Below are 18,866 nucleotides of genomic sequence, written 5' to 3'. Positions count from 1 at the left end.
CCTGGCTGTGGAACGGGCGTCCCATCGGGATCGGCGTGCAAGACCGCGACATGGACCTCGGACAGCCCGGCGCGGGTTTCGTGGACCTGACGGTGATCGATTCCCGGGGGCGCGTGGCCACGGTGTTTCTGGAAATCACGGCTCCGTAACCGGTCGTGACGGTCTTGGCCGTATCGCAGTCCATTATGTGCACAGACGCACCATTATCACGTGAATCTCTTTCTTTCGTGGGGTGAAACACCGAAATCGGGTGCCTACCTTGACCCTATCGGAGGCGATGCCCTCCACCACACCGCATCTGAAAGGAAAGACCCATGAAAACCCTCGCGCTCACCACTGCCCTCGTTGCTGCCCTTGCCGTCCCGGCCGCTTTCGCCAGCGACAGCTTCGCCCGCTCCCTCGGTGTCGAACCCGGCGCCTACACCACCGCCGAGCTGATCCAGCTGCGCCAGGCGATGGAAGAGAACAACCAGCCCATCGTCCACTTCATCCTGAATGGCGGCTCGAACCCGACCGACGCCTCGGTGGCCTACGAGGCCCGCCTGCGCCATGCGATCGAGGACCAGGAAACCAATATCGTGGCCTACCTGCTGAACACCGGCAGCGAAGTGATCTCGACCCAGAGTTTCGGCCATAACGAGGTTGCGCAGCGCATCTTTGCTGAACTGGCAGAAGCGGCCCGCGAAGACGAGAACTGATGCCCACACTCACGGGCCGGATCCGGCGGGGGTGCCTCTCCCCTCTCCTGCCGGATCCACGAAAAACCCCCGATGCCGCGCAGGCACCGGGGGTTTTCTTGTCGACTGGCCAAGCGTTCAGAGACGCTCGATCGCGATCGCGATCCCCTGACCGCCACCGATGCACATGGTGATCAGCGCCTTTGACCCGCCGATGCGCTCCAGCTCGTACATCGCCTTGACGGTGATGATTGCGCCGGTTGCGCCCACGGGGTGGCCAAGGGCAATCGCGCCGCCATTGGGGTTCACCTTGGCAGGGTCGAGCCCGAGGCCCTTGTTGACCGCCAGCGCCTGCGCGGCGAAAGCCTCGTTCGATTCGATCACGTCGAAATCGGTAATCGACAGCCCGGTCTTGGCCAGCAGGTTCTGCACCGCGGGCACGGGGCCGATTCCCATCACCTCGGGGCGCACGCCTGCATGGGCATAGCCCAGAATGCGCGCGCGCGGCGTCAGCCCGGCAGCCGCGGCAGCATCGGCGCGGGCCAGAACCAGGGCCGCGGCACCATCGTTGATGCCCGACGCGTTGCCCGCCGTCACGCGACCATCCTTCTTGAACACGGCCCGAAGCCCGCCAAGCGTTTCCATCGACGAGGGCTTGGGATGTTCATCGGTGTCAAAGGGCACCAGGTCGCGTTTGACCTTCACCTCGACCGGCACGATCTGATCCTTGAAATAGCCCGCCTCGATGGCAGCAAGTGCGCGCTTCTGGCTTTCTGCGGCGAAGGCATCCATCTGCTCGCGGGTGATGTCATGTTCATCGGCCACGTTTTCGGCCGTGACCCCCATGTGGCCGGTGCCGAACGGACAGTGCAGGGCACCCACCATCATGTCGGTTGCGCCCATGTCGCCCATCTTTTGGCCCCAACGGATTCCGGGCACGATATAGGGGCCGCGGCTCATGCTTTCGGCACCGCCTGCCAGGCCGAAATCGGCATCGCCCAGCATCAGGCTCTGAACCACGGAAACGATGGCCTGCGCCCCCGATCCGCACAGGCGGTTCACGTTCATCGCGGGCGTGGTATCGGGCACACCGGCCTGCATCGACGCAACGCGGGACAGGTACATGTCACGCGGCTCGGTGTTGATCACGTGGCCATAGGTGACGGTACCGATCTGTTTGCCCTCCACTCCGGCGCGCTCCAGCGCGGCCTTCGCGGCCACGGTGCCCAGCTCGATCGGCGGGATCGCCGCCAGCGAGCCGCCAAAGGTTCCGATGGCCGTCCGGGCACCGGACAGGATCACGATATCGGTCATTCACTTTCCTCCAAAATACTGGAACCCACCTTCCAGCGGGCATCTGCCAAATTCCCCTGGAGGTGTTTTATCCGCGTTGTCCCGGCTCTGCCATGAGCCGTTTCAGCGCGCTGCGGAATCCGTCTGCATCTGACGCAAGGTCACTCAGAACCTCCTGCTGGTAGGCCTCGGCAATCGGCGTGAGCTTGGCCACCATCTGCCGCCCCTTGTCGGTCAGTGCCAGCACGACCAGCCGCCTGTCGGCGGGTGAAGACTCCTTCGTGACATAGCCCTGCGTCTCCAGCCGACTCACGGCCCGGCTGACCTTGGACTTGTCCAGCTCTGCCTGCGCGGCAATCTCTCGGACCGAAACCGAAGGCTGCTGGCTCAGATGCGCCACGACGCGCCATTCCGACCGCGAGAGACCGAACATCTCGCGGTAGTGGCGAGAGAACTGCCGGCTGACCCGCTCGGCCACCACGGCCAGTTGGTAGGGCAGGAAATCGTCGAGGATGAAGGGCTTGTCGCTACTCATGCCCAAGGATGGTGTGAAAGCGCGCCCCAAGGCAAGCCTCAACGAAAAACGCCCCGGAACGGTGTCCGGGGCGTTTTCATGTCAGTCCGTCGCCGGGCTTAGGCGGCGTCGAATTCCATCGGTGCAACCTGCTGGAAAAGGCCGGTCGCACGCAGTTTTTCCAGCACTTCGGCAGGCGGCTGCGCGTCGAGATAAAGCAGGGCAATCGCGTCTTTCCCGGCGCCGGAGCGGCCCAGGGTAAAGTTCGCGATGTTCACGCCGTTTTCGCCCATGGTCTGACCAAGCGTCCCGATGATGCCCGGCACGTCTTCATTGGTGGTGTAGAGCATGTGCTGGCCGATCTCTGCGTCGATATTGATGCCCTTGATCTGGATGAAGCGCGGTTTGCCATCCGAGAACACGGTGCCCGCGATGGACCTCGTGCGGTGCGGAGTCACGACCTCCAGCCGGATATAGCCTTCGAAGGCGCCCGACTTGTCCTGCGTGGTGGTCGAGATCTCGATCCCCCGCTCGCGCGCGATGACCGGAGCCGAAACCATGTTCACATCTGGGTTCACGGCCTTCATGATCCCCGCGATCACGCCGCAGTTCAGCGCTTCGAGATTCATGGTGCCCGCGATACCGTTATAGGTGATGCGAATCTCGTCGATGGCTTCCGAGGTCAGCTGGCCCACGAAGCTGCCCAGATGCTGCGCCAGTTTCAGCCACGGGCCCATCAGCTTGGCTTCCTCGGCGGTGACCGACGGCATGTTCAGCGCGTTCTGCACGGCACCGGTCAGCAGGTAATCCGCCATCTGTTCGGCCACTTGCAGCGCCACGTTTTCCTGCGCTTCGGTCGTCGCTGCGCCCAGATGCGGGGTGCAGACCACGTTGGGCAGGTTGAAGAGCGGGTTTTCCGTTGCCGGTTCCACCGAGAACACGTCGAAGGCCGCGCCGGCCACGTGACCGGATTTCAACAGCTCGGCCAGGGCTTCCTCATCGACCAGACCGCCACGGGCGCAGTTGATGATCCGAACGCCTTTCTTGGTCTTGGCGAGGTTGTCCTTCGACAGGATGTTGCGGGTCTGGTCGGTCAGCGGCACGTGAAGCGTGATGAAATCGGCCCGCTTGAGCAGATCCTCAAGCTCCACCTTTTCGACACCCATCTTGTCGGCCTTCTCTTCCGACAGGAAGGGATCGTAGGCGACGACCTTCATCTTCAGCCCACGGGCGCGGTCGCAAACGATGCCGCCGATATTGCCCGCGCCGATGACGCCAAGGGTCTTGCCAGTCAGCTCGACCCCCATGAATTTCGACTTTTCCCACTTGCCCGCATGGGTCGAGGCGCTGGCCTCGGGGATCTGGCGGGCCACGGCGAACATCATCGCGATCGCGTGTTCGGCGGTGGTGATCATGTTGCCGAAGGGGGTGTTCATGACGATCACGCCCTTCTTGGACGCGGCGGGCTTGTCGATATTGTCGGTGCCGATCCCGGCGCGACCGATGACCTTGAGGTTGGTTGCGGCTTCAAGGATCTTCTCGGTCACCTTGGTGGCCGAACGGATGGCAAGACCGTCATATTCACCGATCCTGGCAAGAAGCGCGTCCTTGTCCTTGCCGAGGCCGGGTTCGAAATCAACCTCGATACCGCGATCGCGGAAGATCTGAACGGCGGTTTCGCTGAGCTTGTCGGATACGAGAACTTTGGGGGCCATTGTGCTTGGTCCTTTTGCGGGGTCCACCCTGTCATCCCCGTGAAAGCGGGAATCTCTTGGGGCAGTAAAATCGGGGAAGGGCCCCCGCTTGCGCGGGGGTGGCAATCTTGATCAGGCGGCTTCTGCCTGTGCGGCGATCTCGGCGTTGAACGCCCATTCCAGCCACGGCAGCATCGCCTCGATATCCGAGGTTTCCACCGTTGCGCCGCACCAGATGCGCAGGCCCGCAGGCGCATCGCGATAGGCACCGATATCGAGCGCGATACCCTCGGCCTCCAGGCGCTTGGCCACCGCCTTGGCGAAGGCCGCTCCGTCGACGATGCGGGTATCGGTGAACTTCAGGCAGACACTGGTGTTCGAGCGCGTCGCCGCATCCTCGGCCAGGTTCGCGATCCAGTCATGCTGGTCGCAGAAATCCCACACGGCCCGCGCATTGGCGGTCGAGCGGGCGATCAGCCCTTCAAGCCCGCCGACCTCGCGCGCCCAGTCCAGCGCAATAAGGTAATCCTCAACGCACAGCATGGACGGCGTGTTGATGGTGGCGCCGGTGAAGATGCCGTCGATCAGCTTGCCGCCCTTGGTCATGCGGAAGATCTTGGGCAGCGGCCAGGCCGGGGTGTAGCTTTCCAGCCGTTCGACGGCGCGAGGCGACAGGATCAGCATGCCGTGGGCCGCTTCGCCGCCCATGACCTTCTGCCAGCTGAAGGTCGTCACATCGAGCTTGTCCCAGGGCAGGTCCATCGCGAAAGCGGCCGACGTCGCGTCGCAAATGGTCAGGCCCTCGCGGTCCGCCGGGATCACGTCGCCATTGGCCACGCGCACCCCCGAGGTAGTGCCGTTCCAGGTAAAGACAACGTCGGTGTCATAATCGATCGCCGCCATGTCGACGATCTGGCCATAGTCGGCGGTCTTCACATCGGCATCGAGCTTCAGCTGCTTGACCACGTCGGACACCCAGCCCGATCCGAAGCTTTCCCAGGCAACCATGGTCGCCTTGCGTGCGCCAAGCAGCGACCACAGCGCCATTTCCACGGCACCGGTGTCGGATGCGGGCACGATGCCGATCTTGTAATCTGCGGGGATCCCCAGAACCTCGCGCGTGCCTTCAATGGCGGCCTTCAGCTTGTCCTTGCCAATAGCGGCACGGTGGCTGCGGCCAAGCGCGGCGTCTTTCAGGGCATCAAGAGTCCAAGTGGGGGGTTTGGCACAGGGGCCAGAAGAGAAGCGCGGATTGGCCGGGCGCGCTGCCGGGGTATTCGTCACCATTGCTGGTATCCTTCCAGATATACGCCCCTCGTTGGGGAGGGGTGTCCCACCGCTGGAAATACGGCCAGCCACGGGGACGCACAAGTCGGAAAATCGGTCCAAGGCGTCGCATTGGGAAAATTTCCTGCTCGGGCCGTTCACGATCGGAAACGCCGGGAAACACAACCATCGCGTGCAAATTATCTCCTTTGCTGATTGTTTTCGTGCTAAAGGGGATTTCCGGCCAGCTGGACCAACGGCTTGCCGGGAAACGGGAGGTTCCAAATGAAAAAACTGACGCGTGCGGCCCTGGCCGCCACCGCCCTTCTCGCCACGCCCCTTCACGCACAAAGCGATGATGCCGTGGCCCGGGGCGAATATCTGGTGACCGGACCTGCGGGATGCGGAAATTGCCATTCCCCCATGGGCCCCGCAGGCTTCATCGCAGGGCAAGAGCTTGGCGGACGGCTTGTCGAAGCCAATGACCTGTTCACGGCTATCGCCCCCAACATCACCCCGGCAGGCCGCGTGGCCGAGTGGTCCGATGCGGAGCTGGGCCGCGCCATCCGCGAGGGGATTCGCCCCGATGGATCGGTCATCGGTCCTCCCATGCCCTTCACCTTCTATCGCGGCCTCAGCGACAGCGACCTGTCCGCCATCGTCGCTTACCTGCGCACGGTCCCGGCCGTGGATCACGACCCCGGCCAGTCGGCCTACAACATCCCGCTGCCTCCGGCCTATGGCCCGCCGGTCGACAGCGTGGCCGATATCCCCGCAGGCGTGACGGTGGAATATGGCGCATACCTCGCCGGGCCGGTTGCCCATTGCATGGAGTGTCACACGCCCATGGGACCGATGGGACCAATGGTCGAAACCGACCTGGGCCGCGGCGGGTTCGAATTCCACGGGCCCTGGGGCATTTCCGTTGCTTCGAACATCACCAGCCACGAGGACGGGCTGGTCGGCTACGCGGATGATGAAATCGCCACGATGATCACGCAAGGCATGCGACCCGACGGGTCGCCCATGTTCCCGCCGATGCCCTACGGGTTCCTAGCCAGAATGACTGCGGATGACCTGGCCGCGATCATCCTCTACCTGCGCAGCCTGCCGCCGCTTCCTGACGCAGGCTGAGCCCCTTCAAATCCGGCGCCCTCCGTGGTTTATGCGTGCCAATCGCAGGCCACGGGGGGCACGCCCATGTTCATCGCCACGCTTCTGACCAATCCCGCCACCAGGGGGCTGAGCCCCGCGCTGGTCGATTCCCTTCGCAATGCATGGGGCGGTGGGGATGCCCAGTGGCTTTCGCCCGATGTCGCGGCAGAGTTTTCCCTGCAGCAGATCCCCGCAAACCGGTGGGACGTGTGGGAGAGCCTGCAATCCGAGGGCGTCGACCTCGTGGTGCAAGCCGCAGAAGGCCGCCGCAAACGGATGCTACTGGCCGACATGGACAGCACCATGATCCAGCAGGAATGCATCGACGAACTGGCCGATGAGGCCGGGGTGGGCGAGCGGGTGAAGGACATCACCGCGCGCGCCATGAATGGGGAACTCGACTTCGAAGGCGCGCTCATTGAACGTGTGGGCCTGTTGAAGGGCCTGCCCGAGGAGGTCATCACCCGCGTGCTGGCCACCCGCATCACCCATATGCCGGGCGGCAAGGCCCTGATCGCCACGATGAAGGCCCACGGCGCTTATGCGGCGCTGGTCTCGGGCGGGTTCACGGCCTTCACCGCGCAGGTCGCCGGCGATCTGGGCTTTGACGAAAACCGCGCCAACACGCTGCTGGCCGAGGCTGGCCAGCTGACCGGGGAGGTGGCGCGCCCGATCCTCGGGCGCGATGCCAAGGTTGCCGCGTTGCGTGAAATCACGGCCCGGCTCGGCCTCACGCCCGCCGACGTGATCGCCGTGGGCGATGGCGCGAACGATCTGGGCATGCTGGGGCTGGCGGGCTCCGGCGTCGCGCTGCACGCGAAACCCTCCGTTCAGGCCGAATGCGATATCCGCGTGAACCACGGCGACCTGACGGCGCTGCTTTATCTGCAGGGCTATGCCGACAGCGATTTTGTCAGCGCCTGATCCTAGCATGAATTGGGGCTGCAACCGGCAACTCCTTCCAACCCAATGAACAACGGGCCCCGAAGGGCCCGTTTTCAGTTCATGAACTGCAGATCACTCCGCCGGAACCGCCTGTTCCTCGATCCCAAGCGGATGGGAGATCTTGTTCAGCATCTCTTTCGGGCAGACCTGAAGGAAGTTCGCCTTCTCCTCGTCCCAGTGCTGGAGGATCTCGGCGGCCTTGCGCGATCCGGTCTCGGCGGCGTGGCGCGCCACCAGCCCGTGCAACTGGTCTTCCCAGTGATCCACCGTGACCGGGCAGGTCACCAGCGTTTCCAGGTTCATGTTTTCCAGCGCAGTTCCCTCGGGATCGTAGAGATAGGCCATGCCGCCCGTCATCCCGGCCCCGAAATTCGCCCCGATGGAACCCAGGATCACCGCGACGCCGCCGGTCATGTATTCACAACCGTTCGACCCGCAGCCCTCGATCACCACCTTGGCGCCGGAGTTCCGAACCGCGAAGCGTTCGCCCGCGCGGCCAGCCGCGAACAGGTAGCCGTCCGTCGCGCCATACAGAACCGTGTTGCCGATGATCACATTGGCATCCGCCTGCAACGGGCTGACCTGCGCGGGCCGCACAACGATGGTGCCCCCCGACAGGCCCTTGCCCACGTAGTCGTTGGCATCGCCCGACACTTCCAGCTTCAGCCCCGGCGCCGCGAAGGCACCCAGAGACTGCCCGGCCGAGCCTTCCAGCTTGACCGTCAGGTGGTCGGGCTGCAGCGCGTTGCGCATCCCGAAGTTCTTGACGATGTGGCTGGAAGTGCGCGTGCCGATGGTGCGCAGCGTGTTCTGCACCGCGTAACTCAGCTGCATCTTCTCGCCGTCTTCGAGGAAACGATGCGCGTCCTTGACGATCTGGGCATCGAGCGTATCCGGCACCGCGTTGCGAGCCTTGTAGCGGTCGTAGACGATGTTCTGCGAGCCATCCACCGTGATCAGCAGCGGGTTGAGGTCGAGATCATCGAGATGCGCCGCCCCCCGGCTGACCTGGGTCAGCAGGTCGGCCCGGCCAATCACTTCGTCCAGCGACCGTGCCCCGATGCTGGCCAGCAGTTCCCGAACTTCCTGCGCGTAGAAGGTGATGAGGTTCACCACCTTGTCGGCATTGCCGGTGAACTTCTCGCGCAGGCGCTCGTCCTGCGTGCAGACGCCCACCGGGCAGGTGTTCGACTGGCACTGACGCACCATGATGCAGCCCATGGCGATCAGCGCCGCGGTGCCGATGCCGTATTCCTCGGCCCCCATCATCGCCGCCATGACGATGTCACGCCCGGTGCGCAGGCCGCCATCGGTGCGCAGCGTCACCCGGTCGCGCAGGTTGTTCATCGCCAGCACCTGATGTGCCTCGGTCAGACCCATTTCCCAGGGCAGACCCGCGAACTTGATCGAGGTCGCAGGGCTGGCGCCGGTGCCGCCGTTGTGGCCGGAAATCAGGATGATGTCGGCCTTGGCCTTGGCTACGCCGGCGGCAATGGTGCCGACGCCCGACGAAGCCACCAGCTTCACCGTCACCTTGCAGCGAGGGTTGATCTGCTTGAGATCATAGATCAGCTGCGCCAGGTCCTCGATGGAATAGATATCGTGGTGCGGCGGCGGCGAAATCAGGGTCACACCCTTGGTCGAGTGACGCAGCCGCGCAATCAGGTCGGTGACCTTCATGCCGGGCAACTGGCCGCCCTCGCCGGGCTTGGCACCCTGGGCCACCTTGATTTCCAGCTCTTCGCAGTGGTTGAGGTATTCCGCCGTGACGCCGAAGCGCCCCGAGGCCACCTGCTTGATCTTGGCCGACGGGTTGTCGCCGTTGGGCTCCGGCACGAAATGCGCCGGATCTTCCCCGCCTTCACCACTGTCGGACTTGGCGCCGATCCGGTTCATGGCGACGTTCAGCGTCTTGTGCGCCTCGGGCGACAGCGCCCCAAGCGACATGCCCGGCGTGACGAAGCGCTTGCGGATCGAGGTGATCGATTCCACTTCCTCGATCGGGATCGCCTTGCCAAGCGGCTTGATATCCAGAAGGTCGCGCAGGTGGATGGGCGGGTTCGACCGCATCTTGGCCGAATACTGCTTCCACATCTCGTAGGACGCGGTGTTGCAGGCCATCTGCATCATGTGCATCGTCTGCGCTTCCCAGGCGTGCTTCTCGCCCGAGCGGCGCGCCTTGTAAAAGCCACCGATGGGCAGCACGTCGCCCTGCGAAAGCCAGCCCTTGGCATGCACTTCCTCGGCCTTGCGCTGAAGACCGCTGACCCCGATGCCCGAGATTCTGGAAATCATGCCGGGGAAGTATTCCGCCACCATCGCACGGCTCAGACCGACCGCCTCGAAGTTCAGGCCGCCACGATAGGACGAAATGACCGAGATCCCCATCTTGGCCATGATCTTCAGCAGACCCTGGTCGATCGCGTTGCGATAGCGCGCCATGGCTTCGGTCAGGCTGCATTCCAGCAGGCCTCGGTCGATCCGGTCGGCCAGGCTGTCCTGCGCAAGATAGGCGTTCACCGTGGTGGCGCCCGCGCCGATCAGAACCGCGAAATAATGCGGGTCGATGCATTCGGCCGACCGCACGTTGATCGAGCAGAAGGTGCGAAGGCCCTGCTTGGTCAGCCAGCTATGCACGGCGCTCGTGGCAAGGATCATCGGCATCGCCACCCGTTCGTGGTTCTGGCCGCGATCCGTCAGCACGATGTGCCCGGCGCCCGAGCGCACCGCGTCTTCTGCTTCCTGGCGGATGCGCGACAGCGCTTCGCGCAGGGCACCCTGACCACCGCCAGTGGGGAAGGTGCAGTCGATGCTGACGACGCTCTCGCCGAACTGGGTCAGCAGTGCCTGAAATTGCGCGTTGGTCACGAAGGGGCTTTCCAGCACGAGAATCTCGGTCTGGCTGCTGTCCTCGTCCAGCACGTTCTTGAGGTTGCCGAACCGGGTCTTGAGGCTCATCACCCGGTATTCGCGCAGGCTGTCGATCGGCGGGTTGGTCACCTGGCTGAAGTTCTGGCGGAAGAAGTGGGAAAGCGGCCGATACTGCTTGGACAGAACCGCCGACGGCGTGTCATCGCCCATGGATGCCAGCGTTTCCTTGCCGTCCTCGGCCATCGGCGCGAGGATCTGCTCCAGCTCTTCCAGCGTGTAGCCCGCCGAGATCTGACGCTGGCGCAGCTCGGACCCCGAGAACGCGACCGATTCCGTCAGCCCCTCGGTTTCAGCGCCCAGGTCCACGACCTTTTCGACCCAATCACCGAAGGGCCGGCTGGCGGCCAGCGCGTCTTTCATCTCGGTGTCGTGGTAAAGCTTCGCCTCTTGCATATCGACGGCGATCATCTGGCCCGGGCCAAGCGCGCCCTTCTCGACAAGGTTCGCCTCGTTGACCGGAACCATCCCGGCTTCGGAACCCGCGATCAGCAGCCCCTCGCCCGTCACGACATAGCGCATCGGACGCAGGCCGTTGCGGTCCAGCCCGGCGCAAACCCAGCGCCCGTCGGTCATGGCCAGCGCGGCGGGGCCGTCCCACGGCTCCATCACGCTGTTGCAATAGGCATACATGTCCTGCCAGGCCTGCGGCAGCTCGGTCGAGGTCTTGGACCAGGCTTCGGGGACCAGCATGGTCTTGGCCATGGGCGCGTTGCGGCCCGCACGCACCAGCACTTCGAACACCGCATCAAGCGCTGCCGAGTCGGACGACCCGCCCGGGACGATCGGCTTGATGTCCTCCGCCAGGTCGCCGAAGTAGTTCGACGCCATGCGGATTTCATGGCTCTTCATCCAGTTCAGGTTGCCCTTGAGCGTGTTGATCTCGCCGTTATGGGCCAGCATGCGGAAGGGCTGCGCCAGCCACCACTGCGGGAAGGTGTTGGTGGAATAGCGCTGGTGATAGATCGCGAAGGCGCTTTCGAAGCGCTCATCCTGAAGGTCGGGGTAGAACTCGCTGACCTGCTCGGCCAGCATCATGCCCTTGTAGATGATCGAACGGCAGGACAACGAACACAGGTAAAGGCTTCCGATCCCGGCGGCGGCGGCGGCCTTCTCGATCCGGCGGCGGATCACGTAGAGCTCGCGCTCGAAGGTCTCTTCATCCACGCCCTTGGAGTTCGAAATGAGGATCTGCTCGATCTCCGGGCGCGTCGCGTTCGCCTTCTCGCCCAGGCAGGACACGTCCACCGGCACATGGCGCCAGCCATAGATGTAATAGCCCATCCGCAGGACTTCGCTTTCCACGATGGTCCGGCAGGTTTCCTGGGCCCCGAAATCGCTGCGCGGCAGGAAAACCTGGCCCACGGCAATCAGCTGGTCCATGTCCGGCTCGTGCCCGGTGCGGCGGATCTGGTCGTAGAAGAAGGGCACCGGGATTTGCACATGGATACCCGCGCCATCCCCGGTCTTGCCATCGGCATCGACAGCCCCCCGGTGCCAGATCGCCTTGAGCGCGGTGATCCCGGCCTCGACAACCTTGCGCGACGGCTGGCCATCCAGCGACACGACAAGACCCACACCGCAGGAAGAATGCTCTTCTTCCTCGATATACATGCCGTTCTCGGCCATCCACTTGCGCTTGGCCTCTTCGGCGGCGACCCAAGTTGCATCGTATTTGGTCATTGAGGCTCTCCTTCTACGGGCGTTCCGGGCGCGCGGCCCGAACCGGTGTCTCTGTGGGCGGGGAATGTCATGCGACCACTCCTTCGCCTGTCTCGCTCGGGCGGCGCAGTTCCGCCCCGAAATTGTCTTGCAGGATCAGCCGCGCGCGGCGCACCCGCTTGTCGATCACCGCTTTCATGAACGGCGCCAGGACCCCCGCCATCTTCAGCTTCTGCGGCACGTCGTGATGGGTGCGCGGCAGGATGAAATGGCGGATGTTGCCGGCCAGCGGAAACAGGTCGCGCTGAACCGCTTCGCGCGGGTGGCGGCCATGCAGGATGACATAGTCGGTGCTGTCGTTCAGATGATCGGCCACGCTGCGGATACGGAAGCTCTCGATCTTCTCGCGATACTCCATCCAGCGGTGTTCATCGGGCACGATCGACGGATCGACGGAAAACTGCGGCGCAAAGGCAAGGGCGGAGTCGAGCCGCGTGAAGCCCGGCAGAACGAGCGCCGCGAATCCACCCATCGAATGGCCCAGCGCAACACGGCGCGGCGACCCGCAGCGCGTCACGAACGCATCCCAAAGCTCCACGATCTTTTCGATCAGGCCAGGGCCGTTCAGCCAGGTCCGGTTCGGATCGGCCACGAACAGCACGTTGCGCGTGCCATTGCCGCTGGCCGAGCGGGCGAATTCATGCCCCGGCGTTTCCGCCGGATCGGTTCCGACACCCGACAGGCACAGCACCGCATCGCGAGAGTCGGCGCGATGTTCCCACATATGCAGGTCCGGGTCCCGAAGGACCTCGGTGATCGTCAGATCATGCGCCATGGGCACCCCCAGGGCAGGCATATGCGGACCGGCATGCGCTCACGACATCATGTCCCCGCAATCATAAAGCGGCGTCGCGCTAAGGAAGCCGCGTTCGCCCGGTTCGGCGAACTCGACCGGGGAATAATCCCCTTCGAAGCTTTCGCCATTGGGCAGGGTCGTCACTTCCATGCCGCCGAAGAACATCCGCCAGTCTTCGCTGACATACTGGTTGCCTTCCACGCGGCGCGGGCCTTCGCCCAGGTCGTATTCATAGGAAAACTCGGTGCGGTTCAGGATACGCCCGTCGATTTCCACGGTTTCCCCGGTCAGCCGGTCGAACCCGGTATAGTCGCGCTGGATGCGCTGGCCGGTGTCGGTTTCATGGATCAGCGAGAAGACCATGGAATCGACGCCATTGGCGAAGAGATCGCTGATCGAAGCCGGGTCCTGTTCGGGCTGGATCAGGGTGTTCTGCGCGCCCGAGCGCAGCTCGTAGGACAGAAGCCAGCGAAACTCGCTGTCGGTGTAGTTCAGGTAGAACGGCCCATCCTCATCCATCGACAGGCGCCAATGAGTCCCCTCGGGATCGCCTTCGCAGGTCCAGCTATGCGACACGGTGCATCCGCGCGACTGAACGGTCAGGAAGGCCGTGCATCCCGCGGGTGGCGTGATGCGCGCCATCCCCTGAGCCGCCGCGGGGGCGGCGGGCAGCAGGGCAAATACCCCCGAAAGGGTTAATGCGGTGGCTGCGAGGTAACGGATGATCAAGTTGAACATGTCAGCAATCCTTCCCTGAATACTGGCGCGTGCAGCGGTGACTCCGAAATTCGTGGGGTTCCGTATGCACGGGGGGTGTACGCATGGTGTACAGGTGGTGTACGCCCGGTGCCCACCCTTTTTGGCCCTTATTCGGCGGCGACCCCCGTGCTGACTGCCAGTTTCGACAGGATGTCATCTGCCGCCTCGCGCCCGTCGCGGATCGCCCAGACGACAAGGCTTGCGCCGCGCTGAATATCGCCCACCGCGTAGACGCCCGGCAGGTTGGTTTCATGCGTCTGGAAATCGGCCTTCACGGTGCCCCAGCGGGTCACTTCCAGTTCGGGCGTGTTCCACAGGGCAGGCAGGTCCTCCGGCTCGAAGCCCAGCGCCTTGATGACCAGATCGGCCTCTTCGACGTAATCTGCACCCTCGATCACTTCGGGGCTGCGGCGGCCCGATGCGTCGGGCTGACCCAGCCGCATCTGCTGCACCATCACGCCGGTCACGGGATCGCCCGCAAAGCCCTTGGGCGCGGCAAGCCAGACGAATTCGACGCCTTCTTCCTCGGCATTCTGCACCTCGCGCTGAGAGCCGGGCATATTGGCCCGGTCGCGGCGGTAGAGGCATTTCACGCTTTCCGCCCCTTGGCGGATCGCCGTGCGAACGCAATCCATCGCGGTGTCGCCGCCCCCGATCACGACGACCTTCTTGCCTTCAGCATTCAGTTCGCCCGAGGTGAATTCCGGCACGCTGTCACCGAAGGACAGGCGGTTGGACGCGGTCAGGTAGTCGATCGCGCGCACGATCCCGGCAGCACCGGCGCCCGGCCCGCCCAGGTCGCGAGTCTTGTAGACGCCCGTGGCAATAACCACGAAATCATGCTTTTCGCGGATCTCGGCAAAGCTGATATCCTCGCCCACGTTGCAGTTCAGAACAAAGGTGACGCCGCCATCTTCCAGCTGCTTGTTTCGGCGCATCACCACGTCTTTTTCCAGCTTGAAGCCGGGAATGCCGTAGGTCAGCAGGCCGCCCGAACGGTCATAGCGGTCGTAGACCGTCACTTGCAGCCCTGCGCGGCGCAGACGGTCGGCAGCGGCGAGGCCGCCGGGGCCAGCGCCGATGATGCCAACGCTTTCCGGGCGTTCATGGGCCGGCTTGATCTGTTTGACCCAGCCCTGTTCCCAGGCGGTGTCGGTGATGTATTTTTCGACGGAACCAATGGTCACGGTGCCGTGGCCCGATTGCTCGATCACGCAGTTGCCTTCGCACAGGCGATCCTGCGGGCAGATGCGGCCACAGATTTCCGGGAAAGTATTGGTCGCCTGGCTGATCTCATAGGCTTCCTGCAACCGGCCCGTCGCGGTCAGGCGCAGCCAGTCGGGGATGTTGTTGTGCAGCGGGCAATGGGACTGGCAATAGGGCACGCCGCACTGGCTGCAACGGCTGGCCTGTTCCTCTGCCTTCGCGGCAGCATATTCGCCATAAATCTCGTTGAAATCATGCGCGCGCTCCTCGGCCGAGCGCTTCTCGGGCATGGACTTGCCCACGGTCACGAACTTCAGCATCTTCTCAACAGCCATGGCGTGCCTTTCAGGTTCCCTTTAGGATCAGCTAGGAAAGCTCCTATACAAGCGCTCCGAAAACATGAAAAGACAGCAATGCTGACCTATTTGGGCGACAATTGGCCTCCCTCATCCCCCAATGGAGATATCGGCGGCATTTATATGGCAGTATTGTTGACATATATTGGATTTTCTCAATGTAAATCAGATAGTTGCGAAAGTCGCTCTACTCGGTTACAGGGCAGGATAAAATGACGCTGTTTCACCTCTTCATCGTTGCGGTCATCCAGGGCCTTACCGAGTTTCTGCCCATTTCCTCTTCCGGGCACCTGATTCTCTTGCCCGAACTCACTGGCATGGCCGACCAGGGACAGGTCATCGATGTGGCCGTTCACGTCGGAACGCTTGGGGCGGTTGTGCTGTATTTCTGGCGCGATGTCCGCGCGGCTCTGATCGGAACCGGACAGCTGGCCACTGGCAAACGTGACAGCGCCGAGGCCAGGCTGGCGCTTGGTCTGATCATCGCGACGATCCCCGTTATCCTGTTCGGCCTGGCGCTAAAGCTGACTGGCCTTGATGACTCTTTGCGCTCAATGGCGGTGATTGGCTGGACGATGCTGATCTTCGGCCTGGTGCTATACTGGGCCGACCAGCGCGGCACGGAGCGGCTTGATACGCGTGACTGGAGCCTGCGCCACGCAATGATCATGGGCCTGTGGCAAGCCATCGCTTTGATCCCGGGCACCTCGCGTTCGGGCATCACGATTACCGCAGCCCGAACGCTCGGCTACGAGCGTCATGACTCGGCGCGACTGTCGATGCTGATGTCGATCCCCACGATCCTTGCCTCGGGCGTGCTTCTGGGGGCAGAGGTTGTGGCCACAGCCGATGCCGAAGCGGCCTACAACGGGGCCATTGCCGCCGGAATGGCCTTCATCGCTGCCTTGGCAGCACTCACTTTCATGATGCGACTTTTGCGCAGCGTGAGCTTCACCCCGTACGTGATTTACAGGGTGATCCTCGGCATCGTGCTGCTGATTATTGCCTACGCTTAGGTGTTCTTGAGGTTCCGGGCGCTGGCCTGAAGATCGGAGTACTGACCACCGGGGCGATAAGGCCACAGGTAATCTGCCAGAACCGCATCCATGTCGGTCGGCTCGATCCCGAGATCGGCAAAGCCCTTGGCACCTTCGCCCACGACATTGTCACGGCGCAGTTGGCGCACCTGGTCGCGGGTGAGGATGCCATTGTGGATCAGCCCAACGGTCAATGCCTGCATCGCGCCAAAGCCGAATGCCATAACCGAACCAACCCAGAAGGGCAGGTTCACGATCAGGCGGCGACGACGGATCACCTTCAGCATCTTGACCATCAGGTCATGCAGAGATTCCACATCAGGACCACCCAGTTCGTAAACGCCCGGCGCAGCCTGACCCAGAACACCGGCAACCGCGGCCTTGGCCACGTCATCGACATAGACCGGCTGGAACCGCGACTCACCCCCCACCAAGGGCAGAACAGGACCGAGCTTGGTCATCTTGGCGAAGCGGTTGAAGAATTCATCCTCGGTGCCAAAAATCACGGAGGGGCGAAGGATGACCGCACCCGGGAAGCTATTCAGAACGGCGGCTTCGCCCTCGGCTTTCGTGCGGGCATAGTCGCTGTCGGACCCCGCATCGGCCCCGATCGCGGACAGATGCACCAGTTGGCCAACCCCTGCTTCGGCGGCAAGACGGGCGATCCGCGCTGCGCCTTCGGCCTGAACCGCTTCGAACTTGTTCTTGCCGCGCTCGGTCAGAACACCAACGCAGTTCACCACCGCATCGGCCCCGGCGATCGCGGCAGCAACGGACGCATCATCGCGAATGTTGGCAAGGATCGGCTCTACCTGGCCAACGGCACCGTAGGGACGCACGAAGATTGCTTCGTTCGGGCGGCGCACCGCCACGCGAACGCGCCAGCCTTCTTTGGCCATGCGCCGCGCAATGTAGCGACCCACGAAGCCAGACCCGCCAAAGATCGTCACGAGTTTCGACATGCTTGTCCCTCCGGTCTCGGTTAGGGCGTGTGATACGCGCCGCGCCCCTGTAGGACAAGGCGCAAAACGTCCCGCCCCCACTGCCCGCATCAGCCTGTCGCAAGAGAATGCATTTTTTTGCACCGAGGCCCGTTGACACCACCCCGACAGAGAGATATCTGCCGCTCTCACGACACCGGCCCAGGTGGCGGAATTGGTAGACGCGCTAGCTTCAGGTGCTAGTGTCCGTACGGACGTGGAGGTTCGAGTCCTCTCCTGGGCACCATCCCCTCCAGGTCGCTTTTCGACGAGGGGATGACATGACGATCCACCTTTACAAGAATGACCTTCCTGACGGGTTGGATCTTGGGCCGGTTGTCGCCATTGACTGCGAAACCATGGGACTCAACCCGCATCGCGACCGGCTGTGCCTTGTGCAGATGTCGGGGGGCGATGGCAACGCGCATCTCGTTCAGATCGAGAAGGGGCAATCAGCCGCGCCCAACCTGGCCCGCATGCTGGAAGACCCAACTGTGCTGAAGCTGTTTCATTTCGGCCGATTCGACATTGCCGCCATGTACAATGCCTTCGGCGCATTGGCCGCTCCGGTCTTCTGCACCAAGATCGCCTCCAAGCTGACCCGGACCTATACAGATCGTCACGGGCTGCGGAACCTGTGCCAGGAATTGCTGGATGTGGACATCTCCAAGCACCAGCAAAGCTCGGACTGGGGGGCGCCCAAGCTGACCGATGCGCAGATGACCTATGCCGCCTCGGATGTGCTGTATCTTCACCGGCTGAAGGAAATCTTCGAACGCCGCCTGGAACGCGAGGGCCGCACCGAGATTGCCCAAGCCTGCTTCGACTTCTTGCCGACCCGAGCCAAGCTTGACCTGGCGGGCTGGCCCGAGCTCGACATTTTCAGCCACTGAGGCCCGCCGATGGCCGCGCCAAACACCTATTCCACGGTCGTTTCCTGGGCGAAAATCATATTGCCACTGGTGGCGCTTGGGCTTCTGTCGACCCTGTTCCTTTTCTCGCGAACTCCGGACCCCAATCGCGCTATCCCTTTCGCGGCGGTGGATGTCGAAGAACTGGCGCGCGAGCAGCGCCTTGGGAACCCGCGCTTTGCCGGGACGCTGCCTGACGGACGAGAGGTTATCTTTACTGCTGAGCGTGCGGCACCTGTGGCAGGTGATCCCAACCTGATAGAGGCCGACGGGGTCGAGGCCCGGATTGACATGACCGAGCGGATCATCCTGCTGGTTGTTGCTGGTGGTGGCCTGTTCGACCTGCGGGCGCAGATGGCTGACCTGGCTCAGTCCGTGCAGCTGACAACCTCTGACGGATACCAGCTCAGCACCGAAGAACTGCATTTCGAACTTCGGGCGTCGACCGTCGACGCGCCGGGCAACGTGGCCCTGACCGGGCCCGGTGTGGAGCTCACGGCGGGGCGCATGCAGATATCCTCGGTTGATGGAAACGATGTAGTCGTTTTCAATGAGGGTGTTCGAGTGCTATATGCACCAAGGGATTAGCGGAGTTTTCATGCGCGCCTTTATTTCGACCGCCCTTTT

General features: G+C 63.2%; 16 protein-coding genes and 1 tRNA gene. 8 read left to right on the top strand and 9 right to left on the bottom strand.

Annotated elements, in window-relative coordinates; genetic code table 11:
- Positions 1 to 5 precede the first annotated feature (5 nt).
- Both ACEQXV_RS07800 and ACEQXV_RS07795 read left to right on the top strand, forming a co-directional pair.
- The gene (locus tag ACEQXV_RS07800; protein ID WP_370268595.1) at positions 6 to 149 is read left to right on the top strand and encodes a hypothetical protein; all 144 of its coding nucleotides are present in this window, start codon (positions 6 to 8) and stop codon (positions 147 to 149) included.
- Between the two features lie 165 nt (positions 150 to 314).
- Entirely contained in the window at positions 315 to 698 is a 384-nt protein-coding gene (locus tag ACEQXV_RS07795; RefSeq protein ID WP_370268594.1) for a hypothetical protein, read from the top strand.
- 117 nt (positions 699 to 815) lie between these two features.
- Here the strand turns inward: ACEQXV_RS07795 and ACEQXV_RS07790 are convergent, their stop codons facing one another.
- The 4 genes from ACEQXV_RS07790 to ACEQXV_RS07775 form a co-directional block, all read right to left on the bottom strand.
- The gene (locus tag ACEQXV_RS07790; RefSeq protein WP_370251226.1) at positions 816 to 1,991 is read right to left on the bottom strand and encodes an acetyl-CoA C-acyltransferase family protein; all 1,176 of its coding nucleotides are present in this window, start codon (positions 1,989 to 1,991) and stop codon (positions 816 to 818) included.
- Positions 1,992 to 2,058: 67 nt separating this feature from the next.
- Positions 2,059 to 2,505 carry a MarR family winged helix-turn-helix transcriptional regulator gene (locus ACEQXV_RS07785; protein ID WP_370251227.1) on the bottom strand — a complete coding sequence of 149 codons (447 nt, stop codon included), beginning with the start codon at positions 2,503 to 2,505 and terminating at the stop codon, positions 2,059 to 2,061.
- A 98-nt stretch (positions 2,506 to 2,603) separates the two neighbouring features.
- Positions 2,604 to 4,199 carry a phosphoglycerate dehydrogenase gene (gene serA / locus ACEQXV_RS07780; protein WP_370251228.1) on the bottom strand — a complete coding sequence of 532 codons (1,596 nt, stop codon included), beginning with the start codon at positions 4,197 to 4,199 and terminating at the stop codon, positions 2,604 to 2,606.
- 111 nt (positions 4,200 to 4,310) lie between these two features.
- Positions 4,311 to 5,465: a phosphoserine transaminase gene (locus tag ACEQXV_RS07775; protein ID WP_370268593.1), complete on the bottom strand. Its 1,155-nt coding sequence runs from the start codon at positions 5,463 to 5,465 to the stop codon at positions 4,311 to 4,313.
- Between the two features lie 264 nt (positions 5,466 to 5,729).
- On the opposite strand from ACEQXV_RS07775, the gene ACEQXV_RS07770 reads away from it, so the two are divergent.
- Together ACEQXV_RS07770 and serB are read left to right on the top strand one after the other, a co-directional pair.
- A complete protein-coding gene (locus ACEQXV_RS07770) occupies positions 5,730 to 6,578 on the top strand; it encodes a cytochrome C (RefSeq protein ID WP_370251230.1) in 849 nt (282 codons plus the stop codon).
- 66 nt (positions 6,579 to 6,644) lie between these two features.
- Entirely contained in the window at positions 6,645 to 7,523 is an 879-nt protein-coding gene (gene serB, locus ACEQXV_RS07765; RefSeq protein ID WP_370251231.1) for a phosphoserine phosphatase SerB, read from the top strand.
- A gap of 93 nt (positions 7,524 to 7,616) precedes the next feature.
- Here serB and gltB read toward each other — a convergent pair whose 3' ends face one another.
- From gltB to ACEQXV_RS07745, 4 genes are all read right to left on the bottom strand, one after another.
- Positions 7,617 to 12,155, bottom strand: coding sequence for a glutamate synthase large subunit (gene gltB / locus ACEQXV_RS07760; protein WP_370268591.1), 4,539 nt, complete (start codon positions 12,153 to 12,155; stop codon positions 7,617 to 7,619).
- 67 nt (positions 12,156 to 12,222) lie between these two features.
- On the bottom strand, positions 12,223 to 12,969 hold the full coding sequence (locus ACEQXV_RS07755; RefSeq protein WP_370251233.1) for a hypothetical protein: 747 nt from the start codon (positions 12,967 to 12,969) through the stop codon (positions 12,223 to 12,225).
- Positions 12,970 to 13,008: 39 nt separating this feature from the next.
- Positions 13,009 to 13,728: a hypothetical protein gene (locus tag ACEQXV_RS07750; protein ID WP_370251234.1), complete on the bottom strand. Its 720-nt coding sequence runs from the start codon at positions 13,726 to 13,728 to the stop codon at positions 13,009 to 13,011.
- A gap of 128 nt (positions 13,729 to 13,856) precedes the next feature.
- A complete protein-coding gene (locus ACEQXV_RS07745; protein ID WP_370251235.1) occupies positions 13,857 to 15,290 on the bottom strand; it encodes an NAD(P)-dependent oxidoreductase in 1,434 nt (477 codons plus the stop codon).
- A gap of 233 nt (positions 15,291 to 15,523) precedes the next feature.
- Here ACEQXV_RS07745 and ACEQXV_RS07740 point away from each other — a divergent pair, with 233 nt between their 5' ends.
- Positions 15,524 to 16,327 (top strand): undecaprenyl-diphosphate phosphatase, encoded by an 804-nt coding sequence (locus ACEQXV_RS07740; protein WP_370268590.1) that lies wholly within the window; start codon positions 15,524 to 15,526, stop codon positions 16,325 to 16,327.
- On the opposite strand, the gene ACEQXV_RS07735 is transcribed toward ACEQXV_RS07740, so the two are convergent.
- The gene (locus ACEQXV_RS07735) at positions 16,324 to 17,310 is read right to left on the bottom strand and encodes a complex I NDUFA9 subunit family protein (RefSeq protein ID WP_370268589.1); all 987 of its coding nucleotides are present in this window, start codon (positions 17,308 to 17,310) and stop codon (positions 16,324 to 16,326) included. The two genes, ACEQXV_RS07740 and ACEQXV_RS07735, sit on opposite strands and share 4 nt — an antisense overlap.
- A gap of 178 nt (positions 17,311 to 17,488) precedes the next feature.
- On the opposite strand from ACEQXV_RS07735, the gene ACEQXV_RS07730 reads away from it, so the two are divergent.
- The 3 genes from ACEQXV_RS07730 (at position 17,489) to ACEQXV_RS07720 (ending at position 18,827) form a co-directional block, all read left to right on the top strand.
- Positions 17,489 to 17,575, top strand: a tRNA-Leu gene (locus ACEQXV_RS07730).
- Positions 17,576 to 17,609: 34 nt separating this feature from the next.
- A complete protein-coding gene (locus ACEQXV_RS07725; RefSeq protein WP_370251238.1) occupies positions 17,610 to 18,221 on the top strand; it encodes a ribonuclease D in 612 nt (203 codons plus the stop codon).
- A gap of 9 nt (positions 18,222 to 18,230) precedes the next feature.
- Positions 18,231 to 18,827, top strand: coding sequence for a hypothetical protein (locus ACEQXV_RS07720; RefSeq protein WP_370251239.1), 597 nt, complete (start codon positions 18,231 to 18,233; stop codon positions 18,825 to 18,827).
- The last annotated feature ends 39 nt before the right edge of the window (positions 18,828 to 18,866 follow it).

The organism is Nioella sp. (assembly GCF_964229645.1).
Taxonomy (GTDB): domain Bacteria; phylum Pseudomonadota; class Alphaproteobacteria; order Rhodobacterales; family Rhodobacteraceae; genus Nioella.
The sequence above is the reverse complement of the archived record's forward strand: the minus strand, read 5'-3'. Positions and strand labels throughout refer to the sequence as shown.

Coding starts and splice junctions, on each gene's coding strand:
- ACEQXV_RS07795 (WP_370268594.1), top strand. CDS start 315: ATGAAAACCCTCGCGCTCACCACTGCCCTCGTTGCTGCCCTTGCCGTC.
- ACEQXV_RS07790 (WP_370251226.1), bottom strand. CDS start 1,991: ATGACCGATATCGTGATCCTGTCCGGTGCCCGGACGGCCATCGGAACC.
- ACEQXV_RS07785 (WP_370251227.1), bottom strand. CDS start 2,505: ATGAGTAGCGACAAGCCCTTCATCCTCGACGATTTCCTGCCCTACCAA.
- serA (WP_370251228.1), bottom strand. CDS start 4,199: ATGGCCCCCAAAGTTCTCGTATCCGACAAGCTCAGCGAAACCGCCGTT.
- ACEQXV_RS07775 (WP_370268593.1), bottom strand. CDS start 5,465: ATGGTGACGAATACCCCGGCAGCGCGCCCGGCCAATCCGCGCTTCTCT.
- ACEQXV_RS07770 (WP_370251230.1), top strand. CDS start 5,730: ATGAAAAAACTGACGCGTGCGGCCCTGGCCGCCACCGCCCTTCTCGCC.
- serB (WP_370251231.1), top strand. CDS start 6,645: ATGTTCATCGCCACGCTTCTGACCAATCCCGCCACCAGGGGGCTGAGC.
- gltB (WP_370268591.1), bottom strand. CDS start 12,155: ATGACCAAATACGATGCAACTTGGGTCGCCGCCGAAGAGGCCAAGCGC.
- ACEQXV_RS07755 (WP_370251233.1), bottom strand. CDS start 12,969: ATGGCGCATGATCTGACGATCACCGAGGTCCTTCGGGACCCGGACCTG.
- ACEQXV_RS07750 (WP_370251234.1), bottom strand. CDS start 13,728: ATGTTCAACTTGATCATCCGTTACCTCGCAGCCACCGCATTAACCCTT.
- ACEQXV_RS07745 (WP_370251235.1), bottom strand. CDS start 15,290: ATGGCTGTTGAGAAGATGCTGAAGTTCGTGACCGTGGGCAAGTCCATG.
- ACEQXV_RS07740 (WP_370268590.1), top strand. CDS start 15,524: ATGACGCTGTTTCACCTCTTCATCGTTGCGGTCATCCAGGGCCTTACC.
- ACEQXV_RS07735 (WP_370268589.1), bottom strand. CDS start 17,310: ATGTCGAAACTCGTGACGATCTTTGGCGGGTCTGGCTTCGTGGGTCGC.
- ACEQXV_RS07725 (WP_370251238.1), top strand. CDS start 17,610: ATGACGATCCACCTTTACAAGAATGACCTTCCTGACGGGTTGGATCTT.
- ACEQXV_RS07720 (WP_370251239.1), top strand. CDS start 18,231: ATGGCCGCGCCAAACACCTATTCCACGGTCGTTTCCTGGGCGAAAATC.